At 50.9% G+C, this 20,064-nt stretch carries 18 protein-coding genes and 1 pseudogene; 9 read left to right on the forward strand and 10 right to left on the reverse strand.

Annotated elements, in window-relative coordinates:
- Window positions 1–113 precede the first annotated feature (113 nt).
- The gene (locus tag H7U12_RS03535) at window positions 114–1,751 is read right to left on the reverse strand and encodes a circularly permuted type 2 ATP-grasp protein (RefSeq protein WP_241749092.1); all 1,638 of its coding nucleotides are present in this window, start codon (window positions 1,749–1,751) and stop codon (window positions 114–116) included.
- Here H7U12_RS03535 and H7U12_RS03540 point away from each other — a divergent pair.
- Window positions 1,735–2,142, forward strand: coding sequence for a hypothetical protein (locus H7U12_RS03540; protein WP_186632981.1), 408 nt, complete (start codon window positions 1,735–1,737; stop codon window positions 2,140–2,142). The two genes, H7U12_RS03535 and H7U12_RS03540, sit on opposite strands and share 17 nt — an antisense overlap.
- A 279-nt stretch (window positions 2,143–2,421) precedes the next feature.
- Here the strand turns inward: H7U12_RS03540 and H7U12_RS03545 are convergent, their stop codons facing one another.
- The 4 genes from H7U12_RS03545 to H7U12_RS03560 form a co-directional block, all read right to left on the reverse strand.
- Entirely contained in the window at window positions 2,422–3,003 is a 582-nt protein-coding gene (locus tag H7U12_RS03545) for a TMEM175 family protein (RefSeq protein ID WP_186632984.1), read from the reverse strand.
- Window positions 3,004–3,146: 143 nt separating this feature from the next.
- Entirely contained in the window at window positions 3,147–4,352 is a 1,206-nt protein-coding gene (locus H7U12_RS03550; RefSeq protein ID WP_186632987.1) for a DUF1624 domain-containing protein, read from the reverse strand.
- A gap of 194 nt (window positions 4,353–4,546) precedes the next feature.
- On the reverse strand, window positions 4,547–6,475 hold the full coding sequence (locus tag H7U12_RS03555) for a hypothetical protein (RefSeq protein ID WP_186632990.1): 1,929 nt from the start codon (window positions 6,473–6,475) through the stop codon (window positions 4,547–4,549).
- Complete coding sequence (locus H7U12_RS03560) at window positions 6,462–7,034, reverse strand: hypothetical protein (RefSeq protein WP_186632993.1); 573 nt, start codon at window positions 7,032–7,034, stop codon at window positions 6,462–6,464. Before H7U12_RS03560 ends, H7U12_RS03555 begins: the two co-directional genes overlap by 14 nt.
- Before the next feature lie 196 nt (window positions 7,035–7,230).
- Here H7U12_RS03560 and H7U12_RS03565 point away from each other — a divergent pair.
- From H7U12_RS03565 to H7U12_RS03580, 4 genes and pseudogenes are all read left to right on the forward strand, one after another.
- Window positions 7,231–7,449, forward strand: a pseudogene (locus H7U12_RS03565) (hypothetical protein); the annotation flags it as partial.
- A 197-nt stretch (window positions 7,450–7,646) separates the two neighbouring features.
- Window positions 7,647–7,811 carry a hypothetical protein gene (locus H7U12_RS03570; RefSeq protein ID WP_186632996.1) on the forward strand — a complete coding sequence of 55 codons (165 nt, stop codon included), beginning with the start codon at window positions 7,647–7,649 and terminating at the stop codon, window positions 7,809–7,811.
- A complete protein-coding gene (locus H7U12_RS03575) occupies window positions 7,759–8,301 on the forward strand; it encodes a DUF6169 family protein (RefSeq protein ID WP_186632998.1) in 543 nt (180 codons plus the stop codon). The genes H7U12_RS03570 and H7U12_RS03575 overlap by 53 nt, the downstream gene beginning before the upstream one ends.
- A 176-nt stretch (window positions 8,302–8,477) precedes the next feature.
- Complete coding sequence (locus H7U12_RS03580) at window positions 8,478–8,654, forward strand: hypothetical protein (RefSeq protein WP_186633329.1); 177 nt, start codon at window positions 8,478–8,480, stop codon at window positions 8,652–8,654.
- Here H7U12_RS03580 and H7U12_RS03585 read toward each other — a convergent pair.
- Complete coding sequence (locus tag H7U12_RS03585) at window positions 8,651–10,957, reverse strand: PKD domain-containing protein (RefSeq protein WP_186633001.1); 2,307 nt, start codon at window positions 10,955–10,957, stop codon at window positions 8,651–8,653. The genes H7U12_RS03580 and H7U12_RS03585 overlap by 4 nt on opposite strands.
- Before the next feature lie 124 nt (window positions 10,958–11,081).
- Here H7U12_RS03585 and uvrA point away from each other — a divergent pair, with 124 nt between their 5' ends.
- Both uvrA and H7U12_RS03595 read left to right on the forward strand, forming a co-directional pair.
- Window positions 11,082–13,625, forward strand: coding sequence for an excinuclease ABC subunit UvrA (gene uvrA, locus H7U12_RS03590; protein WP_186633003.1), 2,544 nt, complete (start codon window positions 11,082–11,084; stop codon window positions 13,623–13,625).
- Window positions 13,626–14,107: 482 nt separating this feature from the next.
- Window positions 14,108–14,653 carry an REP-associated tyrosine transposase gene (locus H7U12_RS03595; protein ID WP_186633006.1) on the forward strand — a complete coding sequence of 182 codons (546 nt, stop codon included), beginning with the start codon at window positions 14,108–14,110 and terminating at the stop codon, window positions 14,651–14,653.
- Window positions 14,654–15,034: 381 nt separating this feature from the next.
- Here H7U12_RS03595 and H7U12_RS03600 read toward each other — a convergent pair whose 3' ends face one another.
- The 4 genes from H7U12_RS03600 to H7U12_RS03615 all read right to left on the reverse strand — a co-directional run bounded on the left by H7U12_RS03600 (window position 15,035) and on the right by H7U12_RS03615 (window position 17,911).
- Window positions 15,035–15,853 carry a hypothetical protein gene (locus tag H7U12_RS03600; protein WP_186633009.1) on the reverse strand — a complete coding sequence of 273 codons (819 nt, stop codon included), beginning with the start codon at window positions 15,851–15,853 and terminating at the stop codon, window positions 15,035–15,037.
- A 153-nt stretch (window positions 15,854–16,006) separates the two neighbouring features.
- On the reverse strand, window positions 16,007–16,702 hold the full coding sequence (locus H7U12_RS03605) for an alpha/beta hydrolase (RefSeq protein WP_186633012.1): 696 nt from the start codon (window positions 16,700–16,702) through the stop codon (window positions 16,007–16,009).
- Window positions 16,703–16,827: 125 nt separating this feature from the next.
- Window positions 16,828–17,049, reverse strand: coding sequence for a hypothetical protein (locus H7U12_RS03610; protein WP_186633015.1), 222 nt, complete (start codon window positions 17,047–17,049; stop codon window positions 16,828–16,830).
- A gap of 70 nt (window positions 17,050–17,119) precedes the next feature.
- A complete protein-coding gene (locus H7U12_RS03615; protein ID WP_186633018.1) occupies window positions 17,120–17,911 on the reverse strand; it encodes a hypothetical protein in 792 nt (263 codons plus the stop codon).
- A 357-nt stretch (window positions 17,912–18,268) separates the two neighbouring features.
- Between H7U12_RS03615 and H7U12_RS03620 the strand changes: the two genes are divergently transcribed.
- Together H7U12_RS03620 and H7U12_RS03625 are read left to right on the forward strand one after the other, a co-directional pair.
- Window positions 18,269–19,174 carry a S66 peptidase family protein gene (locus tag H7U12_RS03620; RefSeq protein WP_186633021.1) on the forward strand — a complete coding sequence of 302 codons (906 nt, stop codon included), beginning with the start codon at window positions 18,269–18,271 and terminating at the stop codon, window positions 19,172–19,174.
- Between the two features lie 78 nt (window positions 19,175–19,252).
- Window positions 19,253–19,957 (forward strand): N-formylglutamate amidohydrolase, encoded by a 705-nt coding sequence (locus H7U12_RS03625; RefSeq protein ID WP_186633024.1) that lies wholly within the window; start codon window positions 19,253–19,255, stop codon window positions 19,955–19,957.
- Window positions 19,958–20,064 lie beyond the last annotated feature (107 nt).

Below are 20,064 nucleotides of genomic sequence, written 5' to 3' on the forward strand. Positions count from 1 at the left end.
ATCTTCTTTCGCCAGTTCTTTTATATATTCTTAAAAGCATTAGCTGATAAGTCCCCCTTGGAAGGGGGTAGGGGGATGACCTACTTTTGCTGATCATTACCTATACAGCGGCTCTATTGCGCCCCGGGGGCTTGGGAAGACAGGCTGCCCTGCGTCCCGATGGACATGCCCTGCGGACCCATGGTCATGGTTTGGCCGTTCATGGTCATGCTTTGCTCCATGGACCCGTTCTGCTCCATAGACATGGAGGGGCCGTCTTCAGCCATCACCCAGGTGTCTTTGGAGCCGCCGCCCTGCGAGGAGTTCACAATCAGGCTGCCTTTCTTGAGCGCCACGCGGGAGAGCCCCCCTTTGAGCACGAATTGCCGGTCTTTGCCCAAAAGCGTGAACGAGCGAAGGTCTACGTGGCGGGGTTCAAACTGGTCTTCGCCCTCAATGAAGGTGGCGTGCATGGAGAGGTTCATGATGGGCTGGGCAATGTACTTGCGCCGGTTCTCGGTGATCAGGGCTTTGAACTCGCTCAGCTCTTCCTTGGTGGCCTTGTTCCCGATCAGGATGCCGTAGCCGCCGCTTTCATCCACGGGTTTGATCACCAGGTTGGCCATGTTCTCCAGCACGTACTGGAAGTCATCATCTTTCTCGCAGCGGTAGGTGTGCACGTTGTTGAGAATAGGCTCCTGCTGCAGGTAATACCGGATGATGTCGGGTACGTAGGTGTAGACGGCTTTGTCATCGGCGAAGCCAGTACCGGGCGCGTTGAGTAAATTCACGTTCCCTTTCTTATAGGCGGCCATGATGCCGGGCACGCCCAGCATGGAATCGGCCCGGAACGCCATGGGGTCCAGGAAGTCATCGTCCAGGCGGCGATACACCACGTCTACCCGTTTGGGGCCGTTGATGGTCTTCATGTAGACAAAGTTCTTCTCTACGTACAGGTCGCGGCCTTCTACCAGCGCCACGCCCATGGTGAGGGCTAGGAACGCGTGTTCAAAGTAAGCCGAGTTGTACACGCCGGGGGTGAGCACCACGCAGGTGGGCATGTCAATACCCCGGGGGGCCACCGATTGCATGGTAGCCAGCAACTCCTGCGGATATTCATTCACGGTGCGCACGTTGAATTGCCGGAACATCTGGAACAGCGTCCGTTTCATGGCCACCCGGTTAGAGAGCACGTAGCTGATGCCCGACGGGCACCGCAGGTTGTCTTCCAGTACGTAATACTGCCCATCTGAGTGCTTGATGAGGTCAGTGCCGGAGATGTGGTTGTAAATGCCGCCGATGGGTTTGAAGCCCAGCATGGCTTTGAGGTAGTTTTTGGACGAGAAAATCAGGTCGGCGGGTACTACTTTGTCGCGGAGGATGTGCTGGTCTGAGTAGATGTCCTGCATGAACAGGTTCAGGGCCAGGCACCGCTGCACGAGGCCTTCTTCCACGCGGGCCCACTCGGCGGCCGGAATGATGCGGGGGAACAGGTCAAAGGGGAAGATGCGCTCCACGCCTTTGGCCTTGTCTGAATACACCGAGAACGTGATGCCCTGGTTGAAAAACGACATCTTGGCGTGCTCGTTGAGTTCTTTGAACTCGTCTTTGGAGAACTCCAGGAAATGCTGGAGCACGGTCTCGTAGTGCGGGTGCACCGCGCCCGGGGCCCGGAAAACTTCATCTAAGAACTGCGGCGGAATCTGGTAATTCCGGAAAACTTCACTTGTCTGGTTCTGGCGCTCAGCTTCATCCATGTCGGTAGGTGTCATTTTGTGTTTGGTTGAGGTATCTGCTCCTCGTTTCAAAACAGGTGCGGTAAGCACCTGCGGTCTGCCTCAGTCCGCTGAGGAGGCCCGGGCTGGCTTTCTGCTTTTGCATTTTGCCGGTACTCCGGTGACCTGGGCGTATTGGCGGGTGAGGCAAAAGGGCCCAAAAGCAGGCGCTGATATCCTCGGGAGGAACAGTCCGGTTCCTGCTATTGGTGCCCTTACGAAAAACAGCCAACCCAACGTTGGCTTAAAAGCAGATAATCACCCGCTAAAAAGAAAATTCAGTATTTACAGGGTGCCGCACTCCGTAATTAGCGCAGCCCTGAAAAAGTACCCGTGGCACTATTCCACTATTTTGTTGCTGAAGAGGGCAGAAAAAGAGCTTTCATAAAAAGAAAGCCCTTGCTTCGCTGTAAAGAAAACTCAGGCTTGTAAGAGCACTTTGCCGAGGGAATACCGGTAGGCAGGGCAATAGAGTATGGCAGGAAAACGAAACAAAGCAGGCGGCCCGGTGAAGCCGAAAGAATTGACGCTTTTTACCACAAGAAACCATCATCCGTTTAGGGCCTGCTTTCCGGAAAAGGGCCCCTAAACGGCGAGGGCAGTTCATGGTTTATACCCAATGAAACCGGAGCCGGCCTGTTCAACCGGGGCAAGGGGAAGTAAGGGCTTACTGCTTCAGCTCATAGGTACGCTCAATGCGCTGATCGGGGATGAGCCACATGAAGGCCACGAGTACGTACACCACGCTGGAAGCCCAGGGGCTCCAGAAGGAAAGGCCAATGCCCAGCAGGTACAGAAAAGGGGAGAGCTTGCCCTTCAGGTCTTTGCCAATGGCGTGGGACAGGAGCGAATCGGCCCCGTTCTTCTGGATGATCATGCGCTGTAAAAGCCAGTACGCGATGGAGCAGAACAGCAGCACCACACCGTAGAGCGCCAGCGTAGCCGGAGCGAACGCGTTTTCGCCCATCCAGCCGGTGGTAAACGGAATCAGAGACAGCCAGAAAAGCAGGTGCAGGTTGGCCCACAAGATACTGCCGTTCACCTTAGTGGTGCTGTGCAGCATGTGGTGGTGGTTGTTCCAGTAAATGCCCAGGTAAATAAAGCTGAGCACGTAGCTGAGGAATACCGGCAGCAGCGGCTTCAGGGCGGCCATGGTAACCCCGTGCGGTACTTTTATTTCCAACACCATAATGGTGATGATGATGGCCAAAACGCCGTCACTGAATGCTTCTAACCTTCCTTTGTTCATAATGGGCGGTGCCGGACAAAACCGGGTTGGGATGTTTGCAGGAAGCAAGATACCAGAAAATTACTTTGGCGCGGAGGCCGGTGAATAACTCTTTGGCTCCAGCTTTACCCGCGGAGGTTCCGGTAGCCAACGGCTTTGCCCAATTACAGATAACTCAACCACCGGTTCTGGGGGTGGGCGGCTTTGTAGCGGCTGTACCATCGGCAGGCGGGGTAGAGCACCATCACCACCACTATCCAGACCAGGTATACATACGGCAGCTCCACGCCCACCCCAACTTTAGGCCGGCCAAACTCCAGCGTCCCGAAGGGCAGTTGCTGCCAAGTGAGGCCCTGCCAGAACATGAGCCCCAGCATACCCGTGTGAATGAGGTACCAGTGCGCCAGGTAGAAGAACAGCGGCACCCGGCCGTAGGTAGTGAAGAAGCGGGCCATACCGTTTTGGGCCCGTTCCAGCAACACCAGGGCTAAAAACATAAGGCCCAGAAACATGGCCGCGTACAGGAGCGAAGGCGGGTACTTGGTCACGTTAAGGAAGGACAGGAACGTGAACAACGCCGTTTTCTGCACCGCCCAGGGGCTTGGGTCTCCGTACACCTGCACCAACCGCAGCACCGCAAACAAACCCAAGGCCACGGCGGCCGAAATCCACAGCAGCTTCCGGCGTTCTGGGGCCATTTTCCGAAAAACAGGCCCAAAGCCGAAGCCCAGCAGCAGAATGCCCAGCCACGGAATCACCGGGTACGCCACCAGAAACGCGAAATGCTCCGTAGCCGGGAAGAACCCCTGGCGGAACAGAAACGAGTAGGCGAATTTACCAGCCATGCCCTCGGCCGGACCCACCTGGGGGAGCAAATTGTGCAGCAGCAGTATAGCCAGCCCGATGCCGCCTATCACCCGGGCCGGGAGCCGCAGCAACGCCGCCAGCACCACAAACCCGAACCCAATGGCAAAGATTACCTGGAACATGGTGGTCCGGAAGAAGATGTCAAACCAGATCCCGAAGCTGATGACCGTTACCTCCAGCACCATGAGCCAGACGCCTCGGGAAAGCAGGAACCGCTGGGCGCGCCCGTAGTCTCCGTCCCGGTGCAGCGACAGGTACGCCGAGGTGCCCGCCAGGAACACAAAGGTGGGCGCGCAGAAATGCGTGACCCAGCGCGTCAGGAACAGGGCCGGAGTAGTGGTGTCAAACGACAGCGGGTCCTGCGCCAGCGAGGTGGTGTGCCACAGATCGCGCACGTGGTCCAGCGCCATAAGGACAATGGCCAATCCCCGCACCACATCAATGGAAGAGACCCGGGTTTGGCGGGCTTGCGCCAGCGGAGTAGAAGCTTCAGTGCGGAGCATAGGCGGGAAGGCTAATAAATATCAATTATCTATTCTATAATTTTACTAAAATATATAAAATAATATTTATTTAATTACCATTTGGGAATAGTAAAATTGGAAGTGGAAAATCATAAAAAACGCATTAAAATAATTTTGAATTAGCAAAATTATTTTAATGCGTTTTTTATGATTTAATGGTTTGTTAGTCTTGGTTAACTTTGCCTAGTAAAATCAAAAAACGTTATTATACCATGAATCCATGGAACGTGCATTAAATAACTAATTAAAAAAAGTGTAAATACAAGGAAACAGCCTATTAAGACGAAATGTACCCAAGTTATAGGAATTGAATAGTTTCTGGTAATCAACCAGATTAATATCACAAAAAGCCCTAAAGAATATGCTGTCGCTAGCATGAATAAAACAACTTCTGAAAACAAGACCGCTTTTTCAAAAACTTTGATGCTTCCAGCTGTAAAGAAAACAAAGGCGGCAAATATGCTCAATATTTCAACTTGCTTTCTGTCGTGACTGTTGATGAAGTTTTGTAGATCTTCCTTTTGTTTTTTAATTTCATTTTTTTCTTGTACGATTTCTTGCTTTACTTCATATAAGGTCTGAAGTCTTAGGTATTCCCGCTCTAATCTGTCTCGTTCGAGTAATATTGTGTTGTAATTTAATGGTAATATGAAGGACGAGGATAAAAATATGTTTATAGTTGTGCCTTGAACTATAATCGGTTTGATGCATTCATTGAAAGGTAATTGAAAGGCTAATAATGTTCTGTCTTTACACCATTCATAACTTATGAAACACTTCTTTAAAGTTTCGCCTAGTAACCTAATTGTCTGGTGTATTTTGTTGAGGTCTTGCTTTGACTCAGCAAGAGGTATTGCTTCTTTAATTTTATTTTCTAAAAAAGAAGCGTAATAAAAGAAGGGAAAGTAATTGTGAACTTCTGTTGTGTCTTGTAATTCCTCGATCGCCTTCAGTCTTGATTTAATTGAATCAATATCACAAGTTTGTAAACATAAAGAGAAACAATTATTGTGAGCATAATTTTGTGATATCAAGGATGCTCTAGAATCAAATAAATGGGTGTGGGTCTGATTTGCTATTGTTTGTTCAACTAGCAAATCAAACTTTTTAGTTACCTCATCTAATTTGTTTAAATCAGGATGAAAATCTTTTTTATATTTAATTAAAGTGTGAAAACCTGAAAACAGGTTTAATGCATTATTTCTGAATAGGGGTTCAAAGTTTTGAAATCTTTGTTTTTGTACTAAGTTTGGTCTTTCATTCTCTTGGTAATGGGAATCAGTTAGTTGCTTAAAGCTACTATAGAAATTTATTGATAAGTTTTCCTTTTTAACTTCTTTGTCTTGTAAGTCATGAGTATAAAAGTATCGCTGATCATCTTCTTCTAGCCTCTTCAAAATCTTATACAAAAGGAAATTGCATTTGTCTCTCAACAAGAGTAAGTAAGAGGGGTCAGTAGCCTGAGGGAGTCCCAAAGCTTCTTTTATTTGTAGCAACTCACTTAAGGGTTCCCTTGCAACTATTAACTTATGGTCTATCGCTGCAATCCTTAGGTTTAACTTCAGTCTTTCATAATGGACCTTTGTTTCAAATTCAATCCCTATGAGCGCGACTGTAACTTGCGCTACTGCGCTTTCTCGCCCTCCATCTAATTGGTGCGTCCTAAAAAGTGAAGTTAATTCTGGATTAGTTAATTCACTTTCTATTTGCTGAATTAAATGTCTAAATAGGGTTATACTGTCATTGATTATTCCGCTAAAGGAATAAGAAAAAGAATGACTTAATCTTTCATTGTATAAAGTTTGTCCTAGATTTCCAGCTGCTGTTAATAAACCTTGTTCTACAACTGGTCCCACCGAACCAACTGCTTGTTGTAGTTCGAGAAGCTTTGTTTTTGCTACATTGAAATTTATGTAATCACCTGTGATTATTGTAAAATGCAATGCTTCGTAAACAGAAAAAGCTAAAGTGTCTACTTTTAACTTTAAGTTTTGTAGAAACAGGAGCTCTCCTTGTTGGCCTGTACTTAATTGATTAGGTTGGAAGAAGCTTTGAGGAAAAGATGAGTTAATTAAAGTGATACAATTATCAATATACTGCATATAGTGATTCTACAGTTGCTAAACTGTATATTTTTGGTTCATTGCGAATAACTTCAACTGGAATTGCTATACTTTGTTTGTTAAAGCTTCTAGCTAAATTATACATTGCTCGCCATGAATACCAATTATGGCTCAATTCTACTAAATCCATTGCGACGTATTTAACTAAATTTATATTTATTTCTTTTAGCTTAGCTATTGAATTGTCTATTTTATTTTTAATTCCAATATCAATAAGTTTAAAATATTCGTCTTTGTTAAAATTTTCTCTAATTTCAAGCCTTCTTTCTGTTAGTTTGAAAGCCTCCATTTTGTCTAAATTACTATATACTTCACCTTCAACATGTCCGTATGGCATCGCATAAAAACAATCAAAGAAATTTAATAGGTCATCGTCTGATCCAGCACATACAGCAGAGATAAAAAAATGTAATTTAATGACCTTTAGTTTGCTTAAATCGTTTTCTACAGGGTGATGTTCATAAACTGTATCATGCCAATTTTTTAACTGGTGAATTACATATTCGAATCCGCGAACTTTATCTTTTATGTTTTCCATATTTGAAGCAATTTACTTTTTTCAATTAAATTTCAAAAGAATAAAGCTGCTAGTACTGTCAATATTATTGGTTACGCAGTTGACAAGAGAGGGTTAAAAAGTTTATTAATAATATGTTAAATAAATATACTGATGCTTTTAATGAATAATCCCTCTCATTTTTAAAAAAATTAAACTTTCATCTAATAAATTTTACGTGGTTTTAGATTCTTCTTCCTCCCAAACTCCTTTCAACGGCTTCGTCACCGTTCGCGGGGCACGCGAGCATAACCTGAAGAACGTAGACCTCACCATCCCGAGAGATGCGCTGGTGGTGTTCACAGGCGTGTCGGGGTCGGGGAAGTCGTCGCTGGCGTTCGGGACGCTGTACGCCGAGGCCCAGCGCCGCTACCTACCTTTTGCTAACGTTCTGTTTAAGTACTACTTTTCTGAAAACAGTCCTTAAACAGAACGATATCATTTAGAAGTCAAACTTTCAAGATTCGTATGTAGGATACACCAAACCTTTTGGGGCATAGTTTTGTATAAATTATAATAACTTTGTAAATAGTGCTGTTGTCTTGGTGAAAGCAAAGTCGCTTACAAAGCACGTAAACAAGAAAGGAGGGCCTTATGGCAACCGAAACAAAACGGAAAGTAGACTGGGATAACATAGTGAAGCAAATGGCCGCTGACAAAAAGCGGATTGATGCTTACCTGGAGAACCCTGAAGCGAAGCAAATCAATGACATCACCTTCGTCAAACCTGAATCCATACGAGCTACTAGAAGTAAGTAGCGGGTTTCAGTTCCTTACAGACCAGGGCAAAGCATACATTGTATATACCACCGAAGCAGAAGGGTACTTTCCAGAAGGTACCCTTTTTGCTGCCCATACGCTTATGTTTGGCTTTAAGCCACTGCGTGAAAGCCAACGTTCCTTAGAAGAGATTACATCTCCTTTTCAGTCTTCCCCTCAGTCCCGTACTAATGCCTTTGACCCCAGAATTTCAGATACCATTGTTTCTTTCATTCAGGAGTTATTCAAAGACAAAAGAACGGTGCTACTGTACGTATGTGACCAAGCAGACGGCAGGCAAGGTGTTCGGGCTAAGCTTTTTGATAGCTGGTTCCGTCAGTACCGAGTGAAGAATATCATCAAAGCAACTATTGCCAACTCTTCTACGGTGTACGCCTGTATGCTCTTCAGCAGTGATAATCCTTATAAAGCGGAGATAGAAGACTGCTTGCCAGAAATGATCGAGAAAATCAGTGACTACTTGAATTAACAAGAGAATACTTTAAACCCCTTCAATAAAACTGGAAGTACGTCCTGTTTATAGGCTGATTTCACAAAAATACCCTACAAACAGGAATTGCCTTGTATATAGGTAGAAAAACGAAGTAAAACTGCTGCTTAAGCCTTTCGTAAGCGGGGTGGACCTAAGTCTCCTATTTTTACAACATGGCACAAGATTATACTTCTCTCCCTACTGCTTCTTTCACCGGCTTCGTCACCGTGCGCGGGGCACGCGAGCATAACCTGAAGAACGTAGACCTCACCATCCCCCGAGATGCGCTGGTGGTATTCACGGGCGTGTCGGGTTCGGGGAAGTCGTCGCTGGCGTTCGGGACAAACTAGTGAATCATTTCTACAAACCCTTTGTAAGTGCCGGTTTCTGAATTTATTAAATAATAGTAAACCCCGTCACTGTAGCCTGAACCATCCCATTTGAAGTCTTTGTTTTGGGCTTGGTACACCTGTTTGCCCCATCTGTTGAAGATCTTTATGTCAAAAGGGCCTCTGCCGTTGTACGTGATTTGGAATGCCTCATTTTTTCCATCACCGTTGGGAGTGAAGATATTAGGTATGAATATGTAGGGTGCTACTACCACTTCGGTTGAAGCTTCGGCCGTGCAGCCAAAATCATTATAAGCTGTAAGCGTAATTGGGTAGGTGCCAGCAAATTCATAGGTGTGAAAAGGGGTTGTTGCATCTGATGAGGTGCCATCCCCTAAATCCCATCTGAAAGAGGTCAGGCGATCACCGGTAGCTTCTAAGGATATCGTCTCGCCATGTTTGGGGGAAGTAGAGGAGGCTTTTATCAAGAGATCAGTTAATCCAGTGAAGCTAACTTGTATCTCATCTTTTACTTTGCAAAACTCATTGGTAACCTCAGCCCAATAAAGGCCACTTTCCTGTACTGTAATGGTAGGAGTGACTTCTCCCGTAGACCACAGAATCTTATATTCCTGGTTATTACTACCTACAGATAAGGTGATAGGAGAGGTGGAGCAGAGTTGCTGATCTGGTCCTAAGTTCACTATTGGTAAGGGGGTAATCTCTACCTTGATTTCATCTTTGGCGGCACAAAATCCGTTGCTTACTTCAACCCAATAATCGCCAGTGACTTTCGCAATGAGCTTTCTGGTCGTTTCTCCGGTAGACCATAGATACGGGGTGCCTTCGCCGGCATCCAATTCTACTTTTTCATTAGAACATACCTTGATATCTGGCCCAAGATTCACTAGCGGTTTTTCTTTGATGGTTACCTGTTGCTCTAATTCCTTGTAAGAACCTCCCAGATAGACTCTAAGCGACACCTTGTAAGTTCCTGGAGAGGTAAACGTATGGTCAGAATTCAAGGTAGTTGAGGTATTCGCGCTTCCTGAGCTAGGGTCTGAAAAGAACCATCTGATAGAGTCACGGCTGCCAATGCCTGCTGCTGAAAAGGCAGTTGTCTCACCAAGGCAAATATTTGAATAGCTAATAGCTGCCGGAGCAGCTAAATAAGAAGTAATAAAATTTGGTAACCAGTAGTCAACGTATAAGCCTTGTAAGTGCATAGCATCTTGGTTGAATTTATTACTTGTAGTTAATGAGTTGGGGTTATTAATGATACCTATGGTTAATCCACCATCCATATCTCCGCCTCCCTTTCCTACATAAATCTTTCCGTCAGGAGCTAATTGTAATTCTTCGCTGATATTTCTTTGAGGTTCTCTTATTCTTTTAAGGGACTCAATTATTCCATTTTGGGTTTCTTTAGTTAAATCAAATTGAAAAAAACCTTCATACAAACTTGAAGCATATAGTACGTTTGAGTTTGGTGAAAATTCTACTCCCCTAAATGAATTATATGTCACCTCTGTATCTACAATAATAAAAGGATTCTCCAGCTTTCCTGAATGAGTGGAGAATTTACTCAATTCGATTCCATTCTCAGCAACTGAAGCAAGCCAAGCTCCATCTGGAGAGGTTTTTAGTTGTCCCCCTGTCCAGCCTGTCCACCATGTCTGATTAACTGTGCCTTTACTTACAACTGGTTCTAGGCTTACTCCCTCACTCGTTACTTTATAACTTAGGTAATTGGAAGATTCCCATGGGTGACAAATTACCCAATAGTCTCTCCCGTTTGCATGTTGTACAGCTGTTAGCCCAACATTCATATTTTGCTGGAGGGCAATATTTTTCTGTGTGACATCTCCTAGCCCATTCTGTAAGGAAATATCTACTAAGGCATAGTAGAAACCCTCTATCACATTGGTGCCGGTTGGGTTGGTGGTAAAAATGTAGTATAAATTGGAAGAACCAGGCTTAGGTATAATCACTGAGGTTTGGGTATTTCCGCCTGCTCCTTCCTTTGTTAATCCAAAACCATTTGGCATCTGAACATGGTTCTTGTTCCAAACTGAATGACCATTGGTATAAAAAAGCAGATTGCCACTTTCATCACTAATAGTGGCTGGCTTACCTATAGCGGAGTGTACTTGGCCTCCAAATGCTGGAGTTGGCGGATTAAGATTGAAATTTATTCCAGCGTAATCCGAAAAATACCAGTTGTTGGCTCTTTTACTTTGTGCTAGAGCTTTGCTACAGGGGGCAAAAAGATGAAAGAGAGAGAATAAAAATATGAATTTAAGATAGGAGTAGGGCTGGGGCATAGTTGCGATACTTAATATAGCAATATATTAATAATTGCAGAGCGGTTACCTATGTAGTAGACATTTTATCTATAAGTTTTCTTGGTCCTTCAGGTATGTAAACTCTGGTGATTAACTTCGCCTGATGGCAAAACAACCGCACCAAAGCAGCTCTAACCCTTTTACCGGCTTCGTCACCGTCCGCGGGGCACGCGAGCATAACCTGAAGAACGTAGACCTCACCATTCCCCGAGACGCGCTGGTGGTGTTCACGGGCGTGTCGGGGTCGGGGAAGTCGTCGCTGGCGTTCGGGACGCTGTACGCCGAGGCCCAGCGCCGCTACCTGGAGAGTGTGAGCCCCTACGCGCGGCGGCTGTTCCACCAGATGGCCGTGCCCGAGGTAGACGCCATTGAGGGCCTGCCCCCGGCCGTGGCTCTGCAGCAGCAACGCGGCACGCCCACTACCCGCTCCAGCGTGGGCAGCGTGACCACCCTCTCTAACCTGGTGCGCATGCTGTATAGCCGGGCCGGAGACTACCCGCCGGGCCAACCCATCATCTACGCCGAGGCGTTCTCGCCCAACACCCCCGAGGGCGCGTGCCCCACCTGCCACGGCCTGGGCCGCATCTATAACGTCACCGAGGAAAGCATGGTGCCAGACCCCTCGCTCACCATCCGGGAGCGGGCCATTGCCGCCTGGCCCACCGCCTGGGGCGGCCAGAACCAACGCGACATCCTGGTGACCCTGGGCTATGACGTAGACACCCCCTGGAAAGACTTGCCCCAGAAAGACCGCGACTGGATCCTGTTCACCCAGGAGCAACCCGTGGTGCCCGTGTACCCCGGCTATACCCCAGCCCAAACCCGTCGCGCCCTGCAACGCAAAGAAGAACCCAATTACATGGGCACCTTCACCAGCGCCCGGCGGCACGTGTTCCATACCTTCGCCAACACCAACAGCCCCCAGATGAAAAAGCGGGTGATGCAGTACATGCTCCACACAGACTGTCCCACCTGCCACGGCAAACGCCTGAACCCCGCTTCGCTCTCCGTCACCTTCGCAGGCTATGACATCACCGAGCTGTCGCGCCTGCCGCTGCAACGCGTGTTCCAGCTCCTGCAGCCCTACACCCAACCCGCCGCCGCCACAACCGCCGCTCCTCAGGACCAGCACCCCGAGCAGCAACTGGTGAAGGAGCGCATCGCCCAGGATTTGACGGCCCGCCTGCAGGTGCTCCTGGATCTGGGCCTGGGTTACCTGTCCCTGGAGCGCAGCACACCCACTTTATCGCCCGGCGAACTGCAGCGCCTGCGGCTGGCCACCCAGCTGTACTCGCATTTGTTTGGCGTAGTGTACGTGTTGGATGAACCCTCGGCGGGGCTGCACCCCAGTGACACCGTGGCCCTGCTACAGGCGCTGGAGAACCTCAAGAAAGCAGGCAACTCGCTGTTTGTGGTAGAGCATAACCTGGACGTGATCCGGCAAGCCGATTGGCTCGTGGACGTAGGCCCGGCGGCCGGCGAGAAAGGCGGGGAAATTCTCTACAGCGGTCCACCCGAAGGCCTGCAGCCCATCACCGCCTCCCAAACCGCCGCCTATTTGTTTGAGACGGCGCGGCCGATGACCCGCACCCGCCGCACGCCCTTCGGTTGGCTCAAGCTGAGCGGCGTCACCCGCAACAACCTCCAGAACCTCTCCGCCGAGTTCCCGCTGGGCGTGTTCACCACGGTCACCGGCGTATCGGGTTCCGGCAAGAGTAGCCTGGTGAGCCAGGTGCTGGTAGAATTGGTGTCTGAAACCCTGGGCCAAAACCTGCCCCCAGAAGCCGAAGAAGAAACCGAAGCCTTAGAAAGCCCTGCTCCGCAAACCACCGGCGGCAGAATCGTGGTGGGCATGGAGCTCGTCAAGCGGCTGGTGCGGGTAGACCAGAAAGCCATCGGCCGCACGCCCCGCTCCAACATGGCCACCTACACCGGCCTCTTCGACCACGTGCGCAAACTCTTCGCGGAGACGCCCTTGGCCAAAACCCGCCGCTATGACGCCGGCCGCTTCTCGTTCAACGTCACCAAAGGCCGCTGCGAAAACTGCCAGGGCGAAGGTTTCGTGATGGTGGAACTGCTCTTTCTGCCCAGCGTGTACGCGCCCTGCCCGGTCTGCCACGGAGCCCGCTACAACGCCCCAACCCTGGAAGTCACCTACCGCGACCTCAACATCGCCGATGTCCTCCACCTCACCGTAGACGCCGCCTGGGAATTCTTTGACGAAGAACCCGTCCTCCGCCGCATCCTCACCGTGTTGCGCGATGTAGGCCTGGGCTACCTGCGCCTGGGCCAGCCCGCCACCGAACTCTCCGGCGGCGAAGCCCAGCGCATCAAACTCGCCACCGAGCTCCAACGCCTCAGCCGCGGCAACACCCTGTACGTCCTAGACGAACCCACCACCGGCCTGCACCCCTCCGACGTAGACAAGCTCATGGCCCAGTTGGAGAGGTTAGTAGACGCCGGCAACACGGTCATCGTGGTAGAACACACCATGCGCGTCGCCGCTGCCTCTGATTGGGTCATGGACATTGGCCCCGGCGCCGGAGAGGAGGGTGGCCAGATTGTAGCCGCCGGTACCCCGGAGCAAGTAGTGCAGGTGCCAGGAAGCAAGACGGCTCCGTTTCTTGGGCGGGAGTTGGAGAGGTGATTTAAGCTTGTTGCGTTTTAAGGCAATTTTCGGGAAAACGGCTAATATAAACTTGCAGCCGACACTGCAGAACCGCTGGCGCGAGCCTCCGGCTCGTGTCCTCACGCATTGCTGATCATGACACTTGCTGAAGTGCAGAAGAGGACTAGGCGTGAGGACACGAGCGGGACGCTCGCGCCAGCGAGGGATCTCTGCTTGCATCTCTTTAAACGCTTTGCTTATAATATTTTCCTGACGCTGGCGCGAGCCTCTGGCTCGTGTCCTCACGCATTGCTGATCATGACACTTGCTGAAGTGCAGAAGAGGATCAGGTATGCGTGGACACGAGCCAGAGGCTCGCGCCAGCGAGAGATTTCTGATTGAATCTGTCTCAATATATTTGCTTCTAATTTTCCATAATGCCAGCAAAGAAAGGGAAGATTGTCGAAGAGAAGTATCCATCGTATAACGGATGAAATGCAAGGGATCTAACGTCTTTCTACATGAGCCGAAAGTATAAGTTCTACAACAAAGAAGGCCTGTACTTTGTGAGTTTTGCGGTGGTGTATTGGATAGATGTGTTCACGCGGGATGAATATTGCAACATCATCACGGAGAACCTGGACTACTGCCGGAAGCAAAAGGGTTTGGAGATCTTTGCCTGGTGTGTGATGCCTAGTCACCTGCATTTACTTTTCCGGGCGAAAGACAACAATCCGGGGGAGGTGCTGCGGGATTTCAAATCTTACTCATCTAAACTATTGCTCAGGGCCATTGCAGAGAATCCACAGGAAAGCCGGAAAGAGTGGATGTTGTGGCTCATGGAGCGGGCTGGGATGAAAAACAGTAATGTGCAGAAACGGCAGTTCTGGCAACAGCATAACCAGCCTATTGAGCTTTGGAGTCCGGCCGTAATTGATCAAAAGCTACACTACATTCATGAAAATCCGGTAGAAGCTGGGTTTGTGTCTGAACCTCATCATTGGAAATGCAGCAGTGCCATTGATTACAGCGGGGGAAAGGGGATAATAGGTCTTGATTTTGAGTAGGGATGGTGAGATAGGGCAGAAGTGCCTAATAACTCTGGGATTGTTACAGGATCAACGCAAGTAAAACAGCTTAAGAAATGTGACAAAGTAGTGGTGGCTCATGCATCATTCAGGAAAGTTTTTTTGCCTATTCTTATTTCAAGAGTGAGTGCAGCCGAAGCGTAAAGTAGAAATGAGAGCCAGTTAGCCACTGGCAACCCACGCCTTCCCAAATTTTTCGCAAAGCCAATTTCTAACTGGCACTAAACCAGCCGCTAGTTACCGTTCCGCTCGAACAAGCGGCTGGAAAAACAGGAGGAAGGGGGCGTTCTAAGGCTGTTTTCTCCAAAACGTCTTAAAAACGCACCCTAACCCTTTATTCAATTAAAAAATAATAGGAGCTTAAAACCCACCCAACTCCCCGCTGCCGCGGCCCGAGTTCTGGGAGGAGGTGCCGCCGGAGCTGCCCTGGCCACTGCCGTAGGTGCTGTCTCCCATGGGACCGTAGCCGATCAGGTTGCCCGAGGACGTGCCGTAGGTGTTGTGGCCCCAGGTGCCGCCTTGGTGACCACCGGTGTAGCCCGTGCCTCCGCCGTAGTTAGTCCCGCCGTAGGTGCTGCCCAGCCCCGCGCCGTAGGGGTCCTGAAAGGAATGGGTGCCGTAGTCCGGAATGCCCCGGTCAGAGTGCAGGCCAGACTCGCCCAAGCCACCGCCCAATTGGCTGCGGTTGTAACCGTCGCGGTCCCCGGAGTAGTAGGCTTGCTCGTCCTGGCGGTAGCCGTAGCGGTGCTCGCTGTTGAGGGTGTTGAAGCGGTCTGAGGTGCCGTCGTAGCTGGAGATCCCGTAGCCCTGCCGGATGTTGCCCAGGCGGTCATCGTCTTGGCCTCCTCGGGGCAGGGTAGGGTCATGGCGGAAGTCCTGCTGGTACGTCTCTCCGAACCGGTCCTGGTCTTGGCTGTAGTTTTCCTGGTATGGACGACGACGGTCCTGCTGGTCGTGGCGGTACGAGTTAGGGGAATGGGACGGGTGCTGCGGTTCCGGACGGCCGTAGCCTTGCCCGAAGCGGTCAAACTGCGCGCTGTGGAGTGGGTGCTGGTGACGGTCGTCCCAGTAGCGGTCGCCGGAGTCCCAATCAGGTGCGTGGTACTGGTGGCTCTGGTGATGCTGGTTGTGGTGCTGGTTCCTCCCGAAGTCAGATCGGTCTCGGTTGTCTCTCTCCATGGTCTATCGGTTTAAGTGAACATTACCAGAAATTTAACGGGCCGCACGCCACATGGTTTAGCCCGGCCGGGACGAATGGAAGGGAAGAAGCAGATGCCTGGAAGGCCGTTGCCGAACCTGGCCCGCCGTGAAACGTTCCCGGTGGGGGCTGCCTTAGTGCAGAAACCAGTCTATGGCGGCCTGCGAGATGTTGGAAGGAATCTCGTGTTCACCGTCAAACTCCAGATAATGCACCTGCATCCCTTGCCGGGATAAATCACGGTGCACCTGCCGGGCACACGGATCAATGGGCAACACCTTGTCCCGGGTGCCGTGCGAGAGGAAGAGGACGGGCGCGCCGTGTTTTTCGCGGGTAAACCCGAAGCCCGGCGAGAAGGCGATCACGTGGGTAAACACATCGCCGTTGGTGAGGCCCAGGCACAACGCGTACGAGGCCCCGTCTGAGAATCCGCCAACGGCCACTTTGGCCGGGTTGATGGCATAGTTTCCGAAAACCTGGTGTAACGCCTGGTCAATGTAGATGACGTCGGGGCCGAAGGAATCGCGCACGATCACATCCCAGGTGTATTTGCGCGAAGCCGGGGCGATGATAATGAGGTTGTGGGTATCGGCGAAGCGTTGGAGCAGTCCCATTCCTTGCGCCGGAGTTCCGCCCGAGCCGTGCAGCATCACCGCCAAAGCCGCCGGCTGGCTGGGGTCATATCCCGCGGGGATGTATAGCAGCCCGTCTTTCTCTGAGTCCAGTCCCAAGGAATGCAATCCGGGTACGGCGGCGGTCGCTTGGGGCGTGGGCACCCCGTAGCGGGTGGTGAGGCGACCGGTGCTATAGCTGTCTCGGGAGGTTCTCATGGGGCTTTCTCTTTACGGGTCCACAAAATGATGCTTACGGCAAAAAAGCGGCTAGTTTTCCCGGATTTCGGGTAACAGCATGAAATACAGCATAAAACGCGGCAGAAAGCAAGCGGAAACAGCCCTCAATTTTGAATTTTATGGGCGATTTTAGCTGATAACTGGCGCTTTGAAGCTGTTTTTCTGAAAATGGTCTCAAAACACTTCTCCGATGCTGGGTCGTTCTGTCGTTTGCGTTTGCCAGTGCCGCATGCTGCCCCGCCTGTCTCTGTTTCAGGCATGTTTTGTAAAAACATCCTCAAAACGTTTACATAACCAGACGCTGGCACCAGATGTTTCTGAAACATAAAACCGCTTCTTTGTATGGAGTGGGTGTTTCGGGGCTGTTTTCTTCAAAATAACCCTGAAACGGAAACCTTAATCCGCCGGAGATACGGCTGCGGATGTGCCGTTCTCCTCAGCATCCTCGGGCGTGATTTGGAAGAGAAGTTCGTTTCGGTTCTTTCCCACTACGGTGAGCGCGTCCATCTTGCGGAGGCAGTAGGTGATCTGGCGGCAGCGGTGGAGGGGGAGGAGCAAGGCGGCGGCCAGGTCGCGGTTAGCGAACGGCTGGGGTAGGTGGGGCGGCAGAAACTGCAGGAAGTCGCGGGTGGTGGTAAAACGGTGCGTGCTGATGACCTCCAGCAGCTTGCGGTCTTTGATGCTGACTTTCTTGCGGTGCTTGCTGCCTTTGCCGTCGCGGCACCGGACTTCCTCTTCCCGAATCAGGGGAAACTCCAGGGTAAACCCGGCCTGCTTCACCAGTTCCGGCAACCGGACCAGTTCCTCAAACAGATCGGTGAGGGCACCCCGGTAGGTGGATTTGCGGCGCGAGAGCACAGACGTGCCTTTGCCGTCTACCTGCACCACCCATTTCTCATAGGTGATGGGGTGCAGCAGGTGCACCCGGTGGTCTTTCAGGAGGGCCTGCAGTTTGGGGCGGATGGCGGTGAAGTTACGCGTCTGTATCTCCACCAGCTGCGTGCCGCGCACCAGGTCAATCACAAACCCATCCACCGGCACCTCCAACCGGTCCTGCGGCTGAGCATACCATTGTTTCAGGCCTGCGTGCAGTGACCGCTCGTTCTGCAGGTTGATGCCGTTTCTTTCGGCCTTGGCCGGCATTTTCGCCTCTGTCTCTTCCTCTGCTAACCCGGTCTGCCTTTTCATCGTCCGGCAAAACTACGCAATCTTGCGGTCTCCCCGTTTATGTCGTTTCCTGGTCAGTATCCTGACAGGCGCTTTGGGACCGTTTTCCTGAAAAGAGGCTTAAAACGGGAAGAACTTGTCTTCGCTTTCCGGGGCAGGAATCCCAGCCGATTACCTGATTGTGTGTTTTAGAATCAGAATGTAGTGTTTTCTTTTTCCGGCTTGCCGCAGACTTCCCTGGTGTAAAGCCAAAGGGCAATTCCAGCGCTGGTGCTCCTCCGTAGAAATACGTGATCTGGAAAGCAGAAACTACCCGTTTTATTTCGCTGCTCAACTCAACGGCCTTTTCTGCCGTTCGGGGGAGAAAAAAAAGACACCATGATCATTCCCCCTTCCCTGAAAGCCGGAGACCAAGTTGGCGTCATCAGCACCAGTAGCTACACAGAGCCGGCGTATATAGAGCAGCTGGAGGGCATCCTGAAGGAGTGGAAACTGGAGCCGGTGCTGGGCAAAACCATCGGGGCGCGGCACGGCAGCTTCGCGGGACCAGACGAGCTCCGGAAAAAAGACCTGCAACAGATGTTGGACAATCCTGAGATCAGGGCCGTGCTCCAAACCACGGGTGGGTACGGCATCATCCGGATTATTGACCAGGTGGATTTCAGCGCCTTCAAGTACCACCCCAAATGGCTGGTGGGCTACAGTGATACCACGTTTCTGCACAGCCACGTGCAGGGCATGCTGAGTACCGCCACCATCCACGCCACCATGGCCGCCGATCTGGAGGCCGGGTACCAGGCCCAGTCCTGGGAAACCCTCCGGAAAGCCCTGTTCGGGGAGAAGCTGGAATACCATGTAAAGGCGCATCCCTTGAACCGCAAAGGGAAAACCGAGGGGATGTTGGTGGGCGGGACCACCAGTGTGCTGTGCAACGCCAAAGGCACCATCTCAGAGGTGAACTCGAACGGGAAAATCTTATTTCTGGAGGAAGTGGGCGAGCACAAGTTCCGGCTGGACAGTTACCTTACTTCGTTGAAGAAGGCCGGGAAGTTTGAATACGTGCGCGGCCTGCTGGTGGGGGAACTGGTAGAGATTGAGGAAGATGACCCGCCCTTCGGGAAAACGCCCGAGGAGATCATTCTGGACGCGGTCCAGGAATATGATTTTCCGGTGTGTTTCGGGTTTCCGGCGGGACACGGCAAAGTGAACAAAGCCCTGATCTTCGGGACGCTGGTGCACCTGGACGTATCGGAGAAAGGTTCTGTTATCCGGTTCTCGGGATAAAAAACCACCATGGTCCGTTTGAGGGCTGCTTTACTAAAATGAGGCCCAAAGTAGGGTTTTCACATTTCATCTATCGTTATGCCAACCATCTGTCTTCTCACCTGTGAACACGCCGGGTTTGAGGTGCCCGCAGAATACGCGTCTCTTTTCAAGGGAAAGGAAGAGGTGCTCTACTCGCACAAAGCCATTGATTTCGGGGCTCTGCGCCTGGCTCGGCACATGGCCCAAACCCTTGCTCTGCCGCTGTATTACACCACGTACTCCCGGCTACTGATAGAAGCCAACCGGTCGCCGGACAGCGAGGAGCTTTTCTCGGAGTTTACCAAAAAATTGCCCAATACCGAAAAGCAGCGCATTCTGGAGACGTACTATGCCCCGCACCGCGCGGAGGTGGAGCGTAAAATAAGGGATGAGATAGCCGCCGGAAACCAGGTGCTGCATCTGGCGGTGCACACGTTCACCCCGGTGCTGGAAGGAAAGGTGCGGGAAGCGGAAATCGGGCTTCTGTTTGACCCGGCCAGAGCCCGGGAGGAAGCCTACGCCCATCAATTGAAAGCGGAACTTCACCGGCAGAACCCCGCCCGTCAGGTTTTCTACAACTCGCCTTACCCCGGCGTAGACGATGGCTTCCCCACGTACCTCCGGCAGAAATTTTCTGATGCGCAGTACGCCGGGTTTGAGCTGGAAATCAACCAGAAGTTTTTCCTGAACGGCGAGGCAAGTGTGTGGCAGCAGCTGCTGGACGAAATGACCTCCGCCGTAAAAGCCGTGCTTAAAACCTGAGAGGCGGTTTTGAGCCTGTTTTCTGAAATCAGGCTCAAAACCCGTTCATGAGATGTAAGTATAGGAAAGTAGGCGCGGTTGCCTGCCCCAGGTAGATGAAACCTCTA

Source organism: Rufibacter sediminis (genome assembly GCF_014269285.1).
Classification (GTDB): Bacteria; Bacteroidota; Bacteroidia; order Cytophagales; family Hymenobacteraceae; genus Nibribacter; species Nibribacter sediminis.